Source organism: Psychrobacter sp. YGAH215 (assembly GCF_007280595.1).
Lineage (GTDB): Bacteria > Pseudomonadota > Gammaproteobacteria > Pseudomonadales > Moraxellaceae > Psychrobacter > Psychrobacter faecalis.
Genome location: NZ_VKLR01000010.1, coordinates 67,317 through 82,495, shown reverse-complemented (window position 1 = coordinate 82,495; position 15,179 = coordinate 67,317). Strand labels below are relative to the sequence as shown.

General features: G+C 44.8%; 13 protein-coding genes and 2 riboswitches. Of the genes, 7 read left to right on the top strand and 6 right to left on the bottom strand.

Going from position 1 to position 15,179, the window contains the following annotated elements:
• Positions 1–30: 30 nt before the first annotated feature.
• The gene (locus FOR85_RS05875) at positions 31–1,701 is read right to left on the bottom strand and encodes a phospholipase D family protein (protein WP_144297117.1); all 1,671 of its coding nucleotides are present in this window, start codon (positions 1,699–1,701) and stop codon (positions 31–33) included.
• Positions 1,702–2,212: 511 nt separating this feature from the next.
• Between FOR85_RS05875 and FOR85_RS05870 the strand changes: the two genes are divergently transcribed.
• From FOR85_RS05870 to FOR85_RS05855, 4 genes are all read left to right on the top strand, one after another.
• Positions 2,213–3,517, top strand: a complete 1,305-nt coding sequence (locus FOR85_RS05870; protein ID WP_190295509.1) for an O-succinylhomoserine sulfhydrylase — start codon at positions 2,213–2,215, stop codon at positions 3,515–3,517.
• A gap of 90 nt (positions 3,518–3,607) precedes the next feature.
• Positions 3,608–3,937, top strand: a complete 330-nt coding sequence (locus FOR85_RS05865; protein ID WP_068404078.1) for a YbaB/EbfC family nucleoid-associated protein — start codon at positions 3,608–3,610, stop codon at positions 3,935–3,937.
• Positions 3,938–4,058: 121 nt separating this feature from the next.
• Positions 4,059–4,652 (top strand): recombination mediator RecR, encoded by a 594-nt coding sequence (gene recR, locus FOR85_RS05860; protein ID WP_144297116.1) that lies wholly within the window; start codon positions 4,059–4,061, stop codon positions 4,650–4,652.
• Between the two features lie 142 nt (positions 4,653–4,794).
• Positions 4,795–6,123, top strand: a complete 1,329-nt coding sequence (locus FOR85_RS05855) for an HRDC domain-containing protein (RefSeq protein ID WP_144297115.1) — start codon at positions 4,795–4,797, stop codon at positions 6,121–6,123.
• A gap of 17 nt (positions 6,124–6,140) precedes the next feature.
• Here the strand turns inward: FOR85_RS05855 and FOR85_RS05850 are convergent, their stop codons facing one another.
• Positions 6,141–6,863 (bottom strand): triacylglycerol lipase, encoded by a 723-nt coding sequence (locus FOR85_RS05850; protein ID WP_223808536.1) that lies wholly within the window; start codon positions 6,861–6,863, stop codon positions 6,141–6,143.
• Between the two features lie 215 nt (positions 6,864–7,078).
• Between FOR85_RS05850 and FOR85_RS05845 the strand changes: the two genes are divergently transcribed.
• Entirely contained in the window at positions 7,079–7,444 is a 366-nt protein-coding gene (locus FOR85_RS05845) for a hypothetical protein (protein ID WP_144297114.1), read from the top strand.
• A 112-nt stretch (positions 7,445–7,556) separates the two neighbouring features.
• Here FOR85_RS05845 and gcvP read toward each other — a convergent pair whose 3' ends face one another.
• The 4 genes from gcvP to gcvT form a co-directional block, all read right to left on the bottom strand.
• Positions 7,557–10,454, bottom strand: a complete 2,898-nt coding sequence (gene gcvP, locus FOR85_RS05840) for an aminomethyl-transferring glycine dehydrogenase (protein ID WP_144297113.1) — start codon at positions 10,452–10,454, stop codon at positions 7,557–7,559.
• Positions 10,455–10,524: 70 nt separating this feature from the next.
• Entirely contained in the window at positions 10,525–11,283 is a 759-nt protein-coding gene (locus FOR85_RS05835) for a nitroreductase family protein (RefSeq protein WP_144297112.1), read from the bottom strand.
• Between the two features lie 259 nt (positions 11,284–11,542).
• The gene (gcvH, locus tag FOR85_RS05830; protein ID WP_144297111.1) at positions 11,543–11,923 is read right to left on the bottom strand and encodes a glycine cleavage system protein GcvH; all 381 of its coding nucleotides are present in this window, start codon (positions 11,921–11,923) and stop codon (positions 11,543–11,545) included.
• A 69-nt stretch (positions 11,924–11,992) separates the two neighbouring features.
• Positions 11,993–13,180 carry a glycine cleavage system aminomethyltransferase GcvT gene (gene gcvT, locus FOR85_RS05825; protein ID WP_144297110.1) on the bottom strand — a complete coding sequence of 396 codons (1,188 nt, stop codon included), beginning with the start codon at positions 13,178–13,180 and terminating at the stop codon, positions 11,993–11,995.
• A gap of 182 nt (positions 13,181–13,362) precedes the next feature.
• Positions 13,363–13,521: riboswitch (glycine riboswitch) on the bottom strand.
• A 52-nt stretch (positions 13,522–13,573) separates the two neighbouring features.
• Positions 13,574–13,710: riboswitch (glycine riboswitch) on the bottom strand.
• 236 nt (positions 13,711–13,946) lie between these two features.
• Between gcvT and FOR85_RS05820 the strand changes: the two genes are divergently transcribed.
• Both FOR85_RS05820 and FOR85_RS05815 read left to right on the top strand, forming a co-directional pair.
• On the top strand, positions 13,947–14,267 hold the full coding sequence (locus FOR85_RS05820) for a YcgL domain-containing protein (protein WP_102076631.1): 321 nt from the start codon (positions 13,947–13,949) through the stop codon (positions 14,265–14,267).
• Between the two features lie 251 nt (positions 14,268–14,518).
• Complete coding sequence (locus tag FOR85_RS05815) at positions 14,519–15,136, top strand: hypothetical protein (protein ID WP_144297109.1); 618 nt, start codon at positions 14,519–14,521, stop codon at positions 15,134–15,136.
• The last annotated feature ends 43 nt before the right edge of the window (positions 15,137–15,179 follow it).

The window sequence follows — 15,179 nt, the reverse complement described above, 5'->3', positions numbered from 1 at the left end:
TAACAGTCGTGCGATAAAAGTATTGGCTATCTATAACAACCAATCAATCGGTAGCCATGACATGATGGTCAACCAAACATGATCACTAATATCGACGCGCGGCTCTGAATCGTAAACAACCTTTTCACCAGCTTCTACGGTATGCCATTGCAAGCTGCCATTTTCTAACAACTTAACTTCATAGGCTTGACCCAATAATTCATCGCTGAGCGCACTATGTAATTGTTTTGCCAGCTCCTCGTCATTGATAATGACGCCCATCTCGGTATTAATATTGGCGGAGCGCGGATCGACATTATATGAGCCAATAAATACTTGGTAGTCGTCAACGGCAAAAGTCTTGGCATGCAGGCTGGTAGACGATTGACTGCGCGCTTTCCAAAGCTTGTTTTCGCGTTTTTCTTCAGAAGCGGTTGATTTTAGCTCGTAGATTTTTACCCCAGCTCGCAATAAGCTTGGGCGCCATTGACTGTAGCCAGAATGCACCGCGGTCACATCAGTGGCGTCAAAGGAATTGGTTAAGATCTTAATATCAATACCAGCTTCTGCCAGCTCGACCAGTGTATTGACCCCGTCTTTGGTGGGGACAAAATAGGATGAGATAATCGTCAGGCGTTTGGTTGGACTGCCCAATAAAGTACGCAGCTGATGTACCAAATTGGTATTGGCTGGGACAGTCTTGGTCAATTTGCCGACGTCATCGCTTAAAAACTGCATGTCAGTCCAGCGAAAGGGCACGCGCTTATTGATTAAGTCACTATCAATAGAGGAATCTTCGATAGCGGTTTTATAGACGTCTAAGCTGCTCTTACTGTTGTTTTTTTCATCAGCTCTGAGTTTGTCCAAACCTTCCAAAAAATCCGTGGTTTCACCTTTATCAAGGGTGGCAAGGGTTTGGATATCAAATGAAATTGGCGCTGACCAGTAACTGGCAAAGCTATTGTCAATGTCAGCGACTACTTTACCGATGAGCAAAACGTCTAAATCGGCAAATTGGCTGTTTTTGTCATTGCTTAGGTATTCATCACCAATATTACGCCCACCAATAATGGTGATTTGCTTATCAAAGGTCATGCTTTTATTGTGCATGCGCCGATTGATGCGCGGTAGACCTGTCACGAAGTTTAAGGTTTGAAATTTGCGGTACATCAATGGGTTGATAATACGTACAGCGATATTTGGGTGGCTGGCAAAACGTAATAAATGCTGATCAAATTTGGCGCTATTATTAAAGTCATCCAACAACAAACGAACGATGACGCCGCGCTCGGCCGCGTCCCATAAGTCTTTTAGCATCAGTTGTCCAGCTTGGTCATCGTGCCAGATATAATATTGGGCGTCGATATTACGCGTGGCCATGCTGGTCAAAATACTGCGTGAAGCAAAAGCGTTGGCACCTGTCACAATCGGATGATAACCCGATAAATCAGGGTGAATCTCGTTCTGTTCACTGATAGCGGCGACTAAGTCAGTGCTATCCGTTTTTGTATTGGTAGTTTGGCTGTTTTGTTGGCCGTCTTTCTGATTGCTATTTTGCTCGCGACCCTCTTGTTGATATAAAGGGTCGATACGCGCGGATAAAGCTTGGCTTTCAGGCAAATGCGGCTGCTTTGGTAAAGTTTGGCAGCCACTAAGACTTAAGGTGAGTCCCAGTGTTAGACTCAGCGCTAAGTTGCTTGGTTCTATACTAAACATCGACATAAATGAGATACCTTAATGAGCCTGAATGTAATGATATACTGGTGAATAATGGACTTAACTTTGCTTGCTGTTTTTACCGATGATAGCACTGATTATGAAGCGGATCATAATATCGCTCAAAGCAATATTCAAAGCGCGGCTAAGCTTAGCAGCTGTTGTCATCTGTGCCTATTATAAATACGTTATTTTTGTTAGATACGGCACGTTATTTGGTCATGATAACCACATCGTCTAGTCATCGTCTGCGCTTGCATCTTATCCTTATAAATGCATCGGTGTTTTTAGTATTAAGTCGTTAATAGTTAATTCTAAATATTTAATAATAATTTCTGAACACTAAGTGCTAAACCTAATACTAAGTGCTAAACCTCTAGTATTCAAAAATAATATTTAGCAAGCCTTTGAAACCAGCTGTTTGGAATAAGTTGCCATGCTATGATAACGCGAACAAATGCTGTTTATAGTCAAAATAAGCCGTATGTTTAATAATAACCAGTGCAATGGAAAATTTATGAGCCAGTCGCAAATGCATGATGATAGCAATGCAAATAAAACAGAGACAAATAAAGTAGACCCTAACTGGCGCGATGACGCGCTCAATCTAGAACTCGATTATGGCATGCAAACCATCGCCGTACGAGCAGGGCAGCATCGCACTGATGAAGGCGAGCATTCAGAGGCTATTTTTACCACAAGCTCTTATGTCTATGAATCAGCGGTGGACGCTGCCGCGCATTTTAATGGTAGCAAAACGGGTAACGTTTACTCGCGCCATACCAATCCGAGCGTGCGCACCTTTGAGCGGCGTTTGGCGGCGCTCGAAAACGGCGAGCGTGCGGTGGCGACAGCCTCAGGTATGGGCGCGATTTTGACCATGTGTTTGGCGTATCTTAAAGCTGGCGATCATTTGCTCGCCGCCAATCAATTATTTGGCTCATCGATTGGTTTGTTTAATAACTATATGGCAAAGTTTGGCGTTGAAGTCAGCTATGTCGATTGCTTCGATAATGACGCTTGGGCAAAAGCTGTGCGGCCAAATACCAAGGTTATTTATTGTGAAAGCCCGAGCAATCCGCTTGCACAAATTTGTGATATCGGCTATCTGAGCGAGCTGTGTAAAGCCAATGATATCTTATTGGTCGTTGATAATTGCTTTGCCACACCAGCCTTGCAGCGCCCATTAGATTTGGGCGCGGATGTGGTCATTCACTCTGCAACCAAATATTTAGACGGTCAAGGTCGGGTATTGGGCGGCGCTTTAGTCGGTAGCGATAAGCTGATGCAAGAGGCGTTTACTGTGGTTCGTTCAGGTGGTATCAGTATGAGCCCATTTAACGCATGGGTCTTTACTAAAGGGCTTGAAACGCTGAAATTACGTATGCAAGCGCATTGTCGAAATGCCAATCAAATAGCAGAATTTTTGGTCAATCATCCTAACGTCAGCACCGTGCACTTTTCAGGATTAAGCGACCATCCTGCTCATGAATTGGCAACGCGCCAACATCATATGAAAGGTGGCTATGGTGCTATCATGGGTTTTGAAGTTAAATCGTCGACTAGCCCTAATTCAAAGGGTACTGATTCAAAAGCCGCAGCGTGGCATGTGATTGATTCAACGCAAATGGTCTCTATCACCAATAATTTGGGCGATGCTAAAACCACCATTACCCATCCCGCGACCACTACCCATTTTCGCTTGACGCCTGAGGCGCGCGCAGAAGCAGGCGTTAATGATAGTCTCATCCGTCTGTCAGTAGGCTTAGAAGATGTGGAAGATATCATCAAAGATTTGGCGCGTGGTTTAGACAGTTTGTAAAGATCAAGGTATAATCGCCATTAACATCAGATTTAGTGATGAATCACGTTTTATAATGATACGCATTAAGACAAAATAAAAGAGGCAACTATGAATATTCAAGCATTGATGCAACAAGCACAAACGATGCAAAAGAAAGTCGAAGCAAACGTTGAAAACGCTAAAAAAGAATTGGCCAATAAAGAAGTGCAAGCCGAAGCGGGCAGTGGTCTGGTTAAAGTCACTATGACTGGTCGCCACGTCGTTAAGCGTTTGACCATTGATCCAAGTTTATTGGAAGACGAGCCAGATATGATTGAAGACCTAATCGCTGCTGCCATCAATGATGCGGTGCGTCAAGCGGATGAGCTGTATGAAGAAACAATGGCTGGTGCGACCTCAGGTATGGGCTTACCACCAGGTATGCAAGGTCTGTTCTAAATAGCGAATTATAAGCGCTAAAAACTGCTGATTGACCACAAAAATGGGGTTGTTATCGACACGATACGACCCCATTTTTATAGCTACGATTTATAAATTAAGTTAAATAAAGGAAGTTACTTTGCTGACAGCCAAATTTGATCAGCTGGTCAAACAGCTACGTATTTTGCCGGGCGTGGGGCAAAAAAGTGCCCAACGTATGGCATTGCATTTGCTTACCAAAAAACGCCCCCAAGGCATGGCGCTCGCGCAAGCACTTGATGAGGCGATGCGTGATATTGTCGAATGCCAGCGCTGCCATAGTTTTAGCGACGAGGCAGTTTGTCCATTATGCCAAGATCCACGGCGTGATGATGGCTTGTTATGCGTGGTCGAAACCGCCGCCGATGTGATGGCTATCGAGCAAACCGCAGGCTATCGTGGGCGTTATTTTGTGTTGGGCGGGCATTTATCGCCCATAGACGGTATCAGCGCCGATGATCTAAATATCGATCAGCTGGTCTGGCGGGTGAAGCAAGAGCCGGTTGAAGAGCTAATTTTAGCGACTGGTACGACGGTCGAAGGTCAAACGACGGCACACTTTATCAGTGAGGCGGTTGGTCGTCATGTCAATAAAGTCACCCGCTTGGCGCAAGGCGTACCGATGGGCGGCGAGCTTGAGTACCTTGATAGTATGACCCTTGGGCAAGCCATGCAAAATCGCTCATTTTTGTAGTATTTCTGTCTCTTTGGTATTACTGCTTTTTTAAAACAAAATTTTGTTCATCTGATTTTATGATATTGTTATAGTTCTTTTTTCATTGTATTAAGGCGCGGTTTAGCGTTTTATTTTCTTCTATTTCAGCAGGTATCTGCCCGTGTCAAACCATGTTTCAACAGCTTTAACTACTTCTAACCAATCAAACCGCTTAGATAATACTGCTACTGATGATGAGCTATCAAAACCATCAGTCAATGACGAGGTAGCGCCCACAGATTTGCCACCCGAGCCTGATATCGATGCCTTGTTAGATGCTGCCGATGACGCGGCTGTTACCTGGGTACGTAAGCAGGATGATTTGGCTGAAGTTATCGAAGCGTTGGCAACTTGCGGTCGGGTGGCGTTAGATACTGAATTTATCAAGCGCGATACCTACTATCCGCGCTTGGCACTGGTGCAGCTGAATACTGGCAATCATGTGTATTTACTAGATGCGCCGCAGTTGCAATTGGCCGAGCTATGGGAAGCGTTGGCTAAAGTAGACGTGGCGACTTGGCATGCCTGCGGTGAAGATTTGGGGATTTTTTATCTATTGTCTGACTGCCCGCCGTTGACCAATATTTTTGATACGCAAATTGCCCTGTCATATTTAACTGGCCAATTGCAAATGGGCTATCAGCAGGCGCTTGATGACCAATTAGATATGCATATCGATAAAGAACAAAGTCAGTCGGACTGGCTACAGCGTCCGCTATCAGATGAGCAAGAGCAGTATGCGATAGATGACGTGCGTTTTTTGCCAGCGCTTTATCTAAGCCTTGAATATGAGCTAAAAAAACAAGGGCTGTTTGAATATGTATGGGCAGATTGTCAGCTTTATGCCAGTGATTTATATGACGCGCAGCATGTAGCCGATGATGAGATGTATCTAACGATGGCAGATTATCGTTATACCTCTGAGCAGATGGCGATATTGCAAGCAGTGGCAACATGGCGCGAGGAGCTAGCACGCGCGACCAATCAGCCGCGTACCTTTGTGATAAAAAAACAAGCGGTACGTGAGATTATTACAGAAAAACCAAGCAGTATGCGCGAGCTTGCGCACAAAACCACGATGCACCGTAGCATGTTACGCCTCTATGGTGAAGAGTTGCTCAAGGTCATTAAAGAAGCCAAAAACCTGCATCCTGCTGAGCATCCGGATTGTCTACTGCCACCGTATCGCTCCAAAAACAAAGTCTTATCAAAAGCAGTGCAACAAGCAATCGATGCGCAAGCAGAAAAAATCGGTGTGCCTGCTAATGTCTTGATGCGTAAAAAATGGCTCGCGCAGCTCTATGAAGTAATTGCCTTTGATAAAGATTTAAGCGAATTACCAGAAGGTTTAAAAGGTTGGCGCAATGAGTGGGTGATGCAAACCTTGATTCCAGTGATTGAGGAACATAAAATCGAGTTGCAGCAGGGTATGGGTATCAATGTTCGCTAAGCGATAAAGAATAGCGTTTATAAGTGTTTAAGCTCGCTATGGTTAAACTGTCCATGTTGTAAAAAATACTTGGTTTGTGCGGCCACTGTTTTATCGACCAGCATGCCAGTATGCGAGACGGGCAAGACAATATGATCAGTGGCTGCCTCTATTTTAGTCTCTTCTATATATACTGTGCCATCGTGTAGTAGATGTTCTGCTGATGGCATATTATTTGTCTTACAAAGTTTGCGATTATGATACTGCAAAAATAACTGCCCTAAGCCATAAGGACGATTACCGGCAATCACGCCTAAGGTAATATGCTCCGGTAAGGGCGCGACGGTTCCATCTAGCGCATCGACGTACGAACGCCCCACTACCACTGGGGATAAGCGCCAAATATAATCTGCACAAACACTACCTAAATGCGGTGTCCCGAGCGTTACGCAGCGCCCAATTTGCCATTGTGGATATTCATTAACGAAATCACGAATAATTAAACCACCCAAACTATGACCGACCAAATCTATCGGTTGGTCTGGATGATGATGGTTTTCTAGCCAGTCATTTAGGCGGGCGCTATTGGTTTTGATGCCATCACGCATACTGCGATAGCCATATTGGTGGGTATCAAACCCTGCTACTTGCAAGCGTTTGGCTAATGGCCGCATAATCCAAGCGGTTTGATGCAGACCATGAATCAGAATGACGCGGCTTTTTTGTCTCGAAGCTTTTTGTTGCATATCTTTTTGTTGCATAAAAATATCCAAATCAGTAATATCATAAGATCTATCACCGACGCTTGTTTACTAAAATAAACGGGCAGACAGGTTCTTTTATATTAACTCTTTAGGGGTAAAGGTTGTCAAATTATCTAGGGCGTTTTTTCTTAATATCCGCGGTCCTATCGCTATCAGGATGCGTTAGTCAAGAGTTAGAAAAGCCTGTGTCTGTTCTGGCAAGCGTACCAATAGTGAGCCAACCGTTAGTAGTTGAGTCACCTCTGCAAATTGCTACTTGGTCACCAACTAAATATAACGGTCGGTTTACAGCTATGGTATCTGGATATTTAACAGTTGTTAATAACTGTCTTGCTTTGACTAGGGATAGTAAAGAGCTAACGACGAAAGACAATACATATTTATTGGTATTAGCGGATGATTCATTTTCGTGGGATGTAGATAAAAAGATTCTGTTGTTTGAAGGAAAACCCTATAAGATTGGCGATGAGCTTTATCTTGGTGGCGGGGCATTTACTTATCCTAATGCTAACATTACAGATCAGGTAAAAGTGAGCTGGATAGAATGTGGTTTAGATAAAGGTTGGTTGGGTAGTTAGGCCTAAGCAACAGCGAAAAACGTTGACAATTTATAGGCAAAATAAAAACCTCCAGATCGGCTACTGACTTGGAGGTTTGTTTTTATATTAACTGTTTATAGTTGTTTGAAAACTACATATAGTTTTCGATACTTGGGCAAGAACACATGAGGTTCTTGTCGCCGTAAGCATCATCAACACGTGCCACACTCGGCCAGAACTTATGGGTGCGGATGTAAGGCAGTGGGAATGCAGCGGTATCACGGCTGTACGGATGTGACCATTGGCTGCTAGTAATCATCGCCGCAGTGTGCGGTGCATTGACCAGTGGATTGTCTTCTAATGTCCAACCATCGTCGCCAGCTTTGGCTTTCATCGCTTCAGCTTTGATAGATTGTAGCGCGCTGATAAAACGATCTAACTCTTCTTTCGATTCAGATTCAGTAGGCTCAATCATCAAGGTGCCTGCAACTGGGAAACTCATCGTTGGTGAGTGGAAACCATAATCCATCAAGCGCTTAGCAATATCGCTTTCACTGATGCCAGTTTCTTCCTTCAATGGACGAATATCGATGATACATTCGTGAGCGACGCGGCCATTTTTACCCGTATAAAGAACAGGGTAGTGGTCTTTCAGCTGGCTGGCAACATAGTTGGCATTTAATAATGCAAGCTCAGTGGCTTTTAGCAGACCATCACGGCCCATCATCGCGATGTACATCCATGAGATAGGTAAGATACTCGCTGAACCATAAGGTGCTGCTGATACCGCTGAGCAATCATTTTGCGCATTATGTACAGGGCTCAACGTATGGTTGGCCATGTATGGTGCTAAGTGTGCTTTCATGCCAATAGGGCCCATGCCAGGACCGCCGCCGCCATGTGGAATGCAGAAAGTTTTGTGCAAGTTCATATGCAGTACGTCTGCACCGACATCAGCAGGCTGCATCATGCCGACCTGTGCGTTCATGTTGGCGCCATCCATATAGACTTGGCCGCCATGCTTATGAATCAAATCACAAATATGACGAATGCCTTCTTCAAATACGCCATGTGTCGATGGATAAGTAATCATCAAGGCACCTAAACGCGCGCTGTGCTCTTCACATTTGGCGGTCAAGTCATCGATATCTACGTTACCGTTTTCATCGGTTTTCACCACGACGACTTGCATGCCCATCATCATGGCGGTAGCAGGGTTGGTACCGTGCGCTGACATTGGAATTAGGCAAACATCACGGTCCGTTTCGCCCAATGACTCATGGTAACGACGGATTGCTAAGAGACCAGCGTATTCGCCTGAAGCGCCAGAGTTAGGCTGCATAGACACTTCATCAAAACCTGTGATGGCTTTGAGTTGCTCTTGCAAGCTATCAATCATTGCAATGTAACCAGTCACTTGACCGCGTGGCGCAAATGGATGCACATTGGCAAATTCAGGCCACGTAATCGGTAGCATCTCACTGGTCGCATTCAATTTCATGGTACAGCTACCGAGTGAAATCATGCTACGGTTCATCGCCAAATCTTTGTCTTCAAGCGATTTTAAGTAGCGCAGCATTTCATGTTCGGTATGATGCGAGTTAAAGACTGGATGGGTCAAGATGTCATCGCTACGCAAGTGAGCGCCATCGAGTGACACGCGAGCTTCTGTTGGCAAGTCATGAGCTTTACTGACAAATAGTTGCGTTAAGACATTAAAATCTTGCGCATCGCTAGTCTCACTAAAGGCAACACTTAATTTGGTGTCGCCAAGACGCCATAAGTTGTAGCCAATATTGTCGGCGTTTTCAAAAATCTGCGTTGCCATTTTTTCTGAACCACAATCAACGACGACACTGTCAAAGAATTGATCATGGACGACGTTTAGATTGCTATCGTTAGCGCCTTTAATAACATCAGCAAAGGCAGTCGCAAACGCATGGATACGAGTGGCGATACGCTTAACGCCATTTGGACCATGATAAACGGCATACATACCAGCTAGATTGGCAAGTAATACTTGTGAGGTACAGATGTTTGAGTTGGCTTTTTCGCGGCGGATATGCTGCTCGCGGGTTTGCAGTGCCATACGTAAGGCGGTATTGCCTTGTGAGTCTTTAGAGACACCAATGATACGACCAGGTGCTGAACGCTTGGCTTTATCCGAGAAGGCAAAGTAGGCGGCGTGTGGACCACCAAAACCCATCGGAATACCAAAACGCTGAGTGCTACCGAGTGCTACGTCTGCGCCCATATCGGCTGGTGACTTTAATAGCACCAAGCTCATGATGTCACTGACAACGCTCACATAAGTTTTGTTTTTCTTTACCGCCGCAATAACATCGGTTAAGTCTTTTACATCGCCTTCAACACCGACGTATTGGAAGATAGCACCGAAATAATCACCTGATTTAGCCAGTTCGAAATCACCAACCACCACTTCCCAACCAAAATATTTGGCACGAGTATTGATGACATCTAAGGTTTGCGGATAGATACGCTCATCCACAAAAAACTGGTTTGATTTGCTTTTGCTCACACGCTTCGACATGGCCATCGCTTCTGCCGCAGCCGTTGCTTCGTCAAGTAATGACGCGCCAGCCATCTCCAAACCTGTTAAATCAATACAAACTTGCTGGAAGTTAAGCAGTGCTTCTAGGCGACCTTGGGCGATTTCTGCTTGATAAGGCGTGTAAGCAGTGTACCAACCTGGATTTTCAAGGACGTTGCGCTGAATCACTGCTGGCATACGCACAGGCGAGTAACCTTGACCAATATAGCTCTTATTAACCGTGATATCGTCTGCCATGGTACGTAGTTTAGCAAGCGCGGCGTGTTCACTCATGGCCACAGGCAAATCTAGCTCTTTATGCAAGCGCACAGGTTCAGGCACGGTATCATTGATAAAGCTTGCCATATCTTGATAACCAACGGCATTTAATAGGTCGGCTTGTTTGGCATCATTTGAGCCTAAATGACGATAGACAAATTCAGCTTCGTTGAATAAACCTTGAAAGGTATCAAACGTTGGGTTTTGAGAGATAGTCATAACAGTCCTTGATAAAAGGGATGATAAAGGAGATGGCTAAAATAACGAATAAATAATAACGGTTTACGGTTTAGACGTAATGGACAAATTGAGTTTGGTCAAAGCGGAACTGGGTGTTGTAGACGCCATTATCAGCGCGCTCACCGGCACCAATCATCATAATGATATGGTGATCGTCGCTTAAATTTAATAAGCGTTTCATCGCAGGCTCATCAAAGCCGCCCATCGGACAGCTATCAAAACCGTGCGCGCGTAAAGCAAGCATTAAGTTTTCGGCTGCAAGAGCAGTATTGTTGGTTGCCCAGTTTTTGGTGTCTTCAAAGGTATAATAAGGCGATTTAATCGGACCTTTTATGCGTCTGACGACTTGCGTTGCGCCCCATTTGGCCGCTGATATTACGTTGACTGGTCCGCGTAAGAAATCCATAGCCACGACTTTGGTGTAGTAGTCTTTGACTTTTTTGGGCACGGGCGTGTCAGGGTATTCACGCAATATTTGCTTAGCATGATCCTGCCAGATATCGGTACGCGCAACGACCGCAATTAAGCGTGCGGCGGTTTTTGCCGCGTTTTGATTCATGCAATTCTTTACCGCGCGTTTGCGATTGTCAGCATCGTCAATCACATAAAATTCCCACGGCTGCAGATTACTCGAGTTTGGCGCGAGCATAGCCAAACGTAAGCAATCTGCTAAAACGTCATCTGGTATCTTGGTATCGGTAAAACGACGCACAGATCGGCGTGATTCAACCACATCGCGAAACGCTTGCAGTTGCGGGGTATGATCGGGCGTCGCAATAATGGTTTGCTTATTAGTATCAGGGGTCATATGAAAATCCATGCTGGGATTGAGTGCGTGGTCAGGTTTGTGTGTCGAGATACTTGAAGTGCGTGGTTAATATTCTTTGCTCAATGAGTACGGCCCAAAAATGAGCGGGCGATTGCAAATGCTAAATTAAGCCCTAAGGCTAAGTATGTTAAGAAAAAGCGCACAGATACCAGCTGACGCCAATATCTGTCATAACAAGTTGTGTTTTTAATATTAAAAATAGCGATAGCTTAATTAATTAGCGCCTATTAGCTTACTATTACAGCTCGTTTTCGTACTCATCAGCAGTTAGCAGCGCTTCGTAGTCAGCGATATTGTCAGGCTTCATTCTAAAGAACCAACCTTCACCGTATGGGTCAGAGTTGATGATTTCTGGATCATCTTCTAATGCTTCGTTGATGGCAACGACTTCACCTGAGAGAGGCGCGTAAACGTCAGAGGCCGCTTTTACTGATTCTACGACTGAGATTTCGTCATCAACGGCGATGATATCGCCAACGTCTGGTAATTCAACAAACACCACGTCACCCAATAGGTCTTGAGCATGGTCAGTGATACCAACTGTAATCGTACCGTCGTCTTCTAGGCGTAGCCACTCGTGGCTGGCGATGTATTTTAGTTCTGCTGGGATATTGCTCATGGTCTCTCTCCTAAGTGATAGAGGATGGTTAACAAAAATAGTGAAAGCTAATAATAGAATTTATAATGACTACGAGTCAAACTGCTGCTTGCCATTACGGACAAACGGTAGGTTAAGGACACGTACATCGACAAACTTACCTTTGCCGCGCAAATCGACTTGAACGCTATCGTCATCTGATAAGCTGGCAGGCACACGGGCAATAGCAATCGAATTTTTTAGGCTAGGGGAGAAAGTGCCACTGGTAATAAGACCCGTTTGTTCATTATCCGTGCCTTGATTGATGGTCACGGTCATGCCTTCACGCAACACACCACGCGTCGTCAATAGCAAACCGACTTGCTTCATGGCACTGTTGTCATCTTTTGCTTGTTGACGCTTATTTACTAAGGCTTCACGGCCGATAAAGTCGCGCTCGTCTTTTAGCGCCAGTGTCCAGCCCATGTTGCACTCGTAAGGGCTAACGTTGTCGTCCATATCATGACCATACAAGTTCATGCCCGCTTCCATACGCAAGGTATCACGCGCGCCAAGACCAGCAGGTTTAACGCCATTGGCTTTTAATTGCTCAAAAAATGCTGGTGCATCATCGCCATGCATGATCACTTCAACGCCGTCTTCGCCTGTATAGCCAGTACGCGCCACAAACCAATCTTTGCATTCGATATCGGTTAAATCAGCACCAACGAAAGGCTTAAGGGCGGCCAGTGTATCTGCCCAACTCGGTTTGACTTCTGCCAGTTTTGCAACGGCATTCGGGCCTTGGACCGCGAGCATAGCTAAGTCATCACGTTCCGTTAAAGCAACCTCAAAACCTTCGGCAACTTTATTAAACTGTGCCATGTCTTTATCACGAGTAGCCGCATTTGACACGATACGATATTCGGTGGCGTCTTCATTCATCAGATAAACGATTAAATCGTCAATGATACCGCCTTGCTCATTGAGCATCGGAGAGTAAAGTGCTTTACCGACGGTTTTTAATTTATCGACATCATTGGCAAGGAGCTTTTGCAACCATGCTTTGGTATCAGAGCCTTTAACATCAACAACGACCATGTGCGAGACATCAAACATACCGGCATCGGTACGCACAGCTTCATGTTCTTCGATTTGTGAACCATAATGGATTGGCAATTCCCAACCAGAGAAATCCACCAGTTTGCCGTCGCTATCAAGGTGCGACTGGTAAAGGGGCGTGCGTTTAGGGGCGGAAGCGCTGGTATTGTGAGAATTGGTATTGTGAGTGTCGGTCATAACAAATCCTTATGGAACATCAGCAGCACTTGATAATCAGGTGTAAAATATCAAAGTAGCAGGGCAGATGTGCATTATCATAGTAGTGAGTAGCAATCTTGCAGGGCGCAAGCAGTGCAACCAAGGGCCGTACAAAAAAATAGAACAATCAGCCAAACAGACGCCAAACGTCGGTTTAAGCAAAAGCCCTATCTGTCCTGTAACCTGAGATTTTCAACACGAACCATTATTGTGATTTTTTAAAGCCAAAGCCTTAAAAAGCCCAAGCAAATGATGTCGCATTTTCTCCCCTTCGGTGGGTAAGGCGTCGTCCGTCCTTACCGCTCTCCAGATTTGTTATGTCTTATGTTTTGGAATGCTATGCAGTTGTGATAGCAGTAAAACAGTTATGACATATGTTTTTCAGTCCTTTTACCTGAGCGATTGGCAGGGTGTATGCGCCTTCGGTGGTCATCAAGCAGTGATTAGCGCAGCTCGTAAATATAAGCGCACTTAATATCATGCCCAAGACTCTCTCCTGAAAAACGCTTTTATTATGAAAGGTTCAGGCTGTTTTTACAAGCCATCTGCCGCATTAAAGTCGATAATGTTGTTAAAAACAACTTTTTAGCAGCAGCGCTGACAAATTTATGAATAAATAGCATGTGTAAAAGGTTATTAAATTAGCGGACTTTACAGTGATTTACCATAGCAAAACGTAAAGCGACTACTGATTGCAGCCGCAAATATGCTAATCTATGGCGATAGTTTCTGATAGGTTGTTTTTATGCATTGCGATATTTATAAATTTCCCAAACACGACGATATGTATGTTTACATTGCTCGCCCTGATTATCCTGATGATACCGATGAGATTAAAGACTGGCTTGGTGTACTGCCAAAAGAGTTTCGGGCAAGCTTAGGGCGTAGTCAGTTTGTCATGCATTTAGACTTGGCGAGCACGCCAAAATTGGCGCGCGTTGACAAAGAAGAAGTGCTGACAAAACTAAAGTCGCAAGGGTATTTCGTGCAGTTGCCGCCGCAAGATGTCATGCGCCGTCAAGCGGAGCTACGCGCTCGTGAAGCGCAGGATAATATCTACGATTAACAGGTTTTTTAAAATTAAGAAACTTTTTTTAAAATTAAGAAACTTCGCTTAAATGCATCAAAAAAGCGACGAAACATTTGCGCTCATGCATTTTGCTAGCAAGTCATGATAAACTAATCGCCATTAGACACGCATAATTAAGTGCAGTTGATGATTATGTATTTTGTCGCACTGTTAGTCTGACAAAACTTACCCTATACCGCTTGACGCTTTACGCGCCGCAGGTAATAAACGCAGGTAAAGAAACACGCATGGATTGGTTAAAAGGCATTATAGACAGCTTACCGATAGGCGCTATCAGTGATATCCTCGGTGAGATTACGATTTGGTGGGGGCAACTGGTCAAAGATGTGCCACCCGCAGACTTACCTATGTATGCGTATCTTGGCGGCGTCATTATCGTTTTGATACTCTGGTTGTTGGTTGCTCGTATTTTGCCGCGCCCGCTTGGTGGTATGAGTTGGATGATATTGTTTGCCGTCTTGCTCGCGCCTGGTACGGCGCTTGGTGATCCTAGTGTGATTGCGCCGGCGAGTATCAGTGTCGTTTATGCGATTATGATGAAAGATACGGCTGGCGCGATAGCCAATATGCTGCCGATTTTAGTGGTGTTGGTCGTGGGCTTGTTTGTGGGTTTTGTCTGGCAACTGATTCGCGGCGCGTTTGAGTCGAGCTTAGATAAAGCTCGCAGCCGTACGGCGGATGATGCGCAAGCGACTGCCCAATTGACTACTGGTAATTATTTAGCAGACGACGCGGGTTTATCAGAGTCGTTTGACCATTCAGCATTGTCGTCTAAACCTGAATTGGCTAGGACTGAATTAAGTAAGCCTAAAGCTGAGGTTAGCTTAAAGAAAGACCGCAAATAATAGATATGAGTAATAAAGCTTTTTGCTGTAGATATTTATTAGA

What these genes read in the sequence shown, in the direction of transcription:
- gcvT (WP_144297110.1), bottom strand. Translation starts at nt 13,180, where the DNA reads ATGACCGACACTCACAATACCAATTCTCACAATACCAGCGCTTCCGCC.
- gcvH (WP_144297111.1), bottom strand. Translation starts at nt 11,923, where the DNA reads ATGAGCAATATCCCAGCAGAACTAAAATACATCGCCAGCCACGAGTGG.
- FOR85_RS05875 (WP_144297117.1), bottom strand. Translation starts at nt 1,701, where the DNA reads ATGTCGATGTTTAGTATAGAACCAAGCAACTTAGCGCTGAGTCTAACA.
- FOR85_RS05835 (WP_144297112.1), bottom strand. Translation starts at nt 11,283, where the DNA reads ATGACCCCTGATACTAATAAGCAAACCATTATTGCGACGCCCGATCAT.
- FOR85_RS05850 (WP_223808536.1), bottom strand. Translation starts at nt 6,863, where the DNA reads ATGCAACAAAAAGATATGCAACAAAAAGCTTCGAGACAAAAAAGCCGC.
- gcvP (WP_144297113.1), bottom strand. Translation starts at nt 10,454, where the DNA reads ATGACTATCTCTCAAAACCCAACGTTTGATACCTTTCAAGGTTTATTC.
- FOR85_RS05815 (WP_144297109.1), top strand. Translation starts at nt 14,519, where the DNA reads ATGGATTGGTTAAAAGGCATTATAGACAGCTTACCGATAGGCGCTATC.
- FOR85_RS05870 (WP_190295509.1), top strand. Translation starts at nt 2,213, where the DNA reads ATGAGCCAGTCGCAAATGCATGATGATAGCAATGCAAATAAAACAGAG.
- FOR85_RS05865 (WP_068404078.1), top strand. Translation starts at nt 3,608, where the DNA reads ATGAATATTCAAGCATTGATGCAACAAGCACAAACGATGCAAAAGAAA.
- FOR85_RS05820 (WP_102076631.1), top strand. Translation starts at nt 13,947, where the DNA reads ATGCATTGCGATATTTATAAATTTCCCAAACACGACGATATGTATGTT.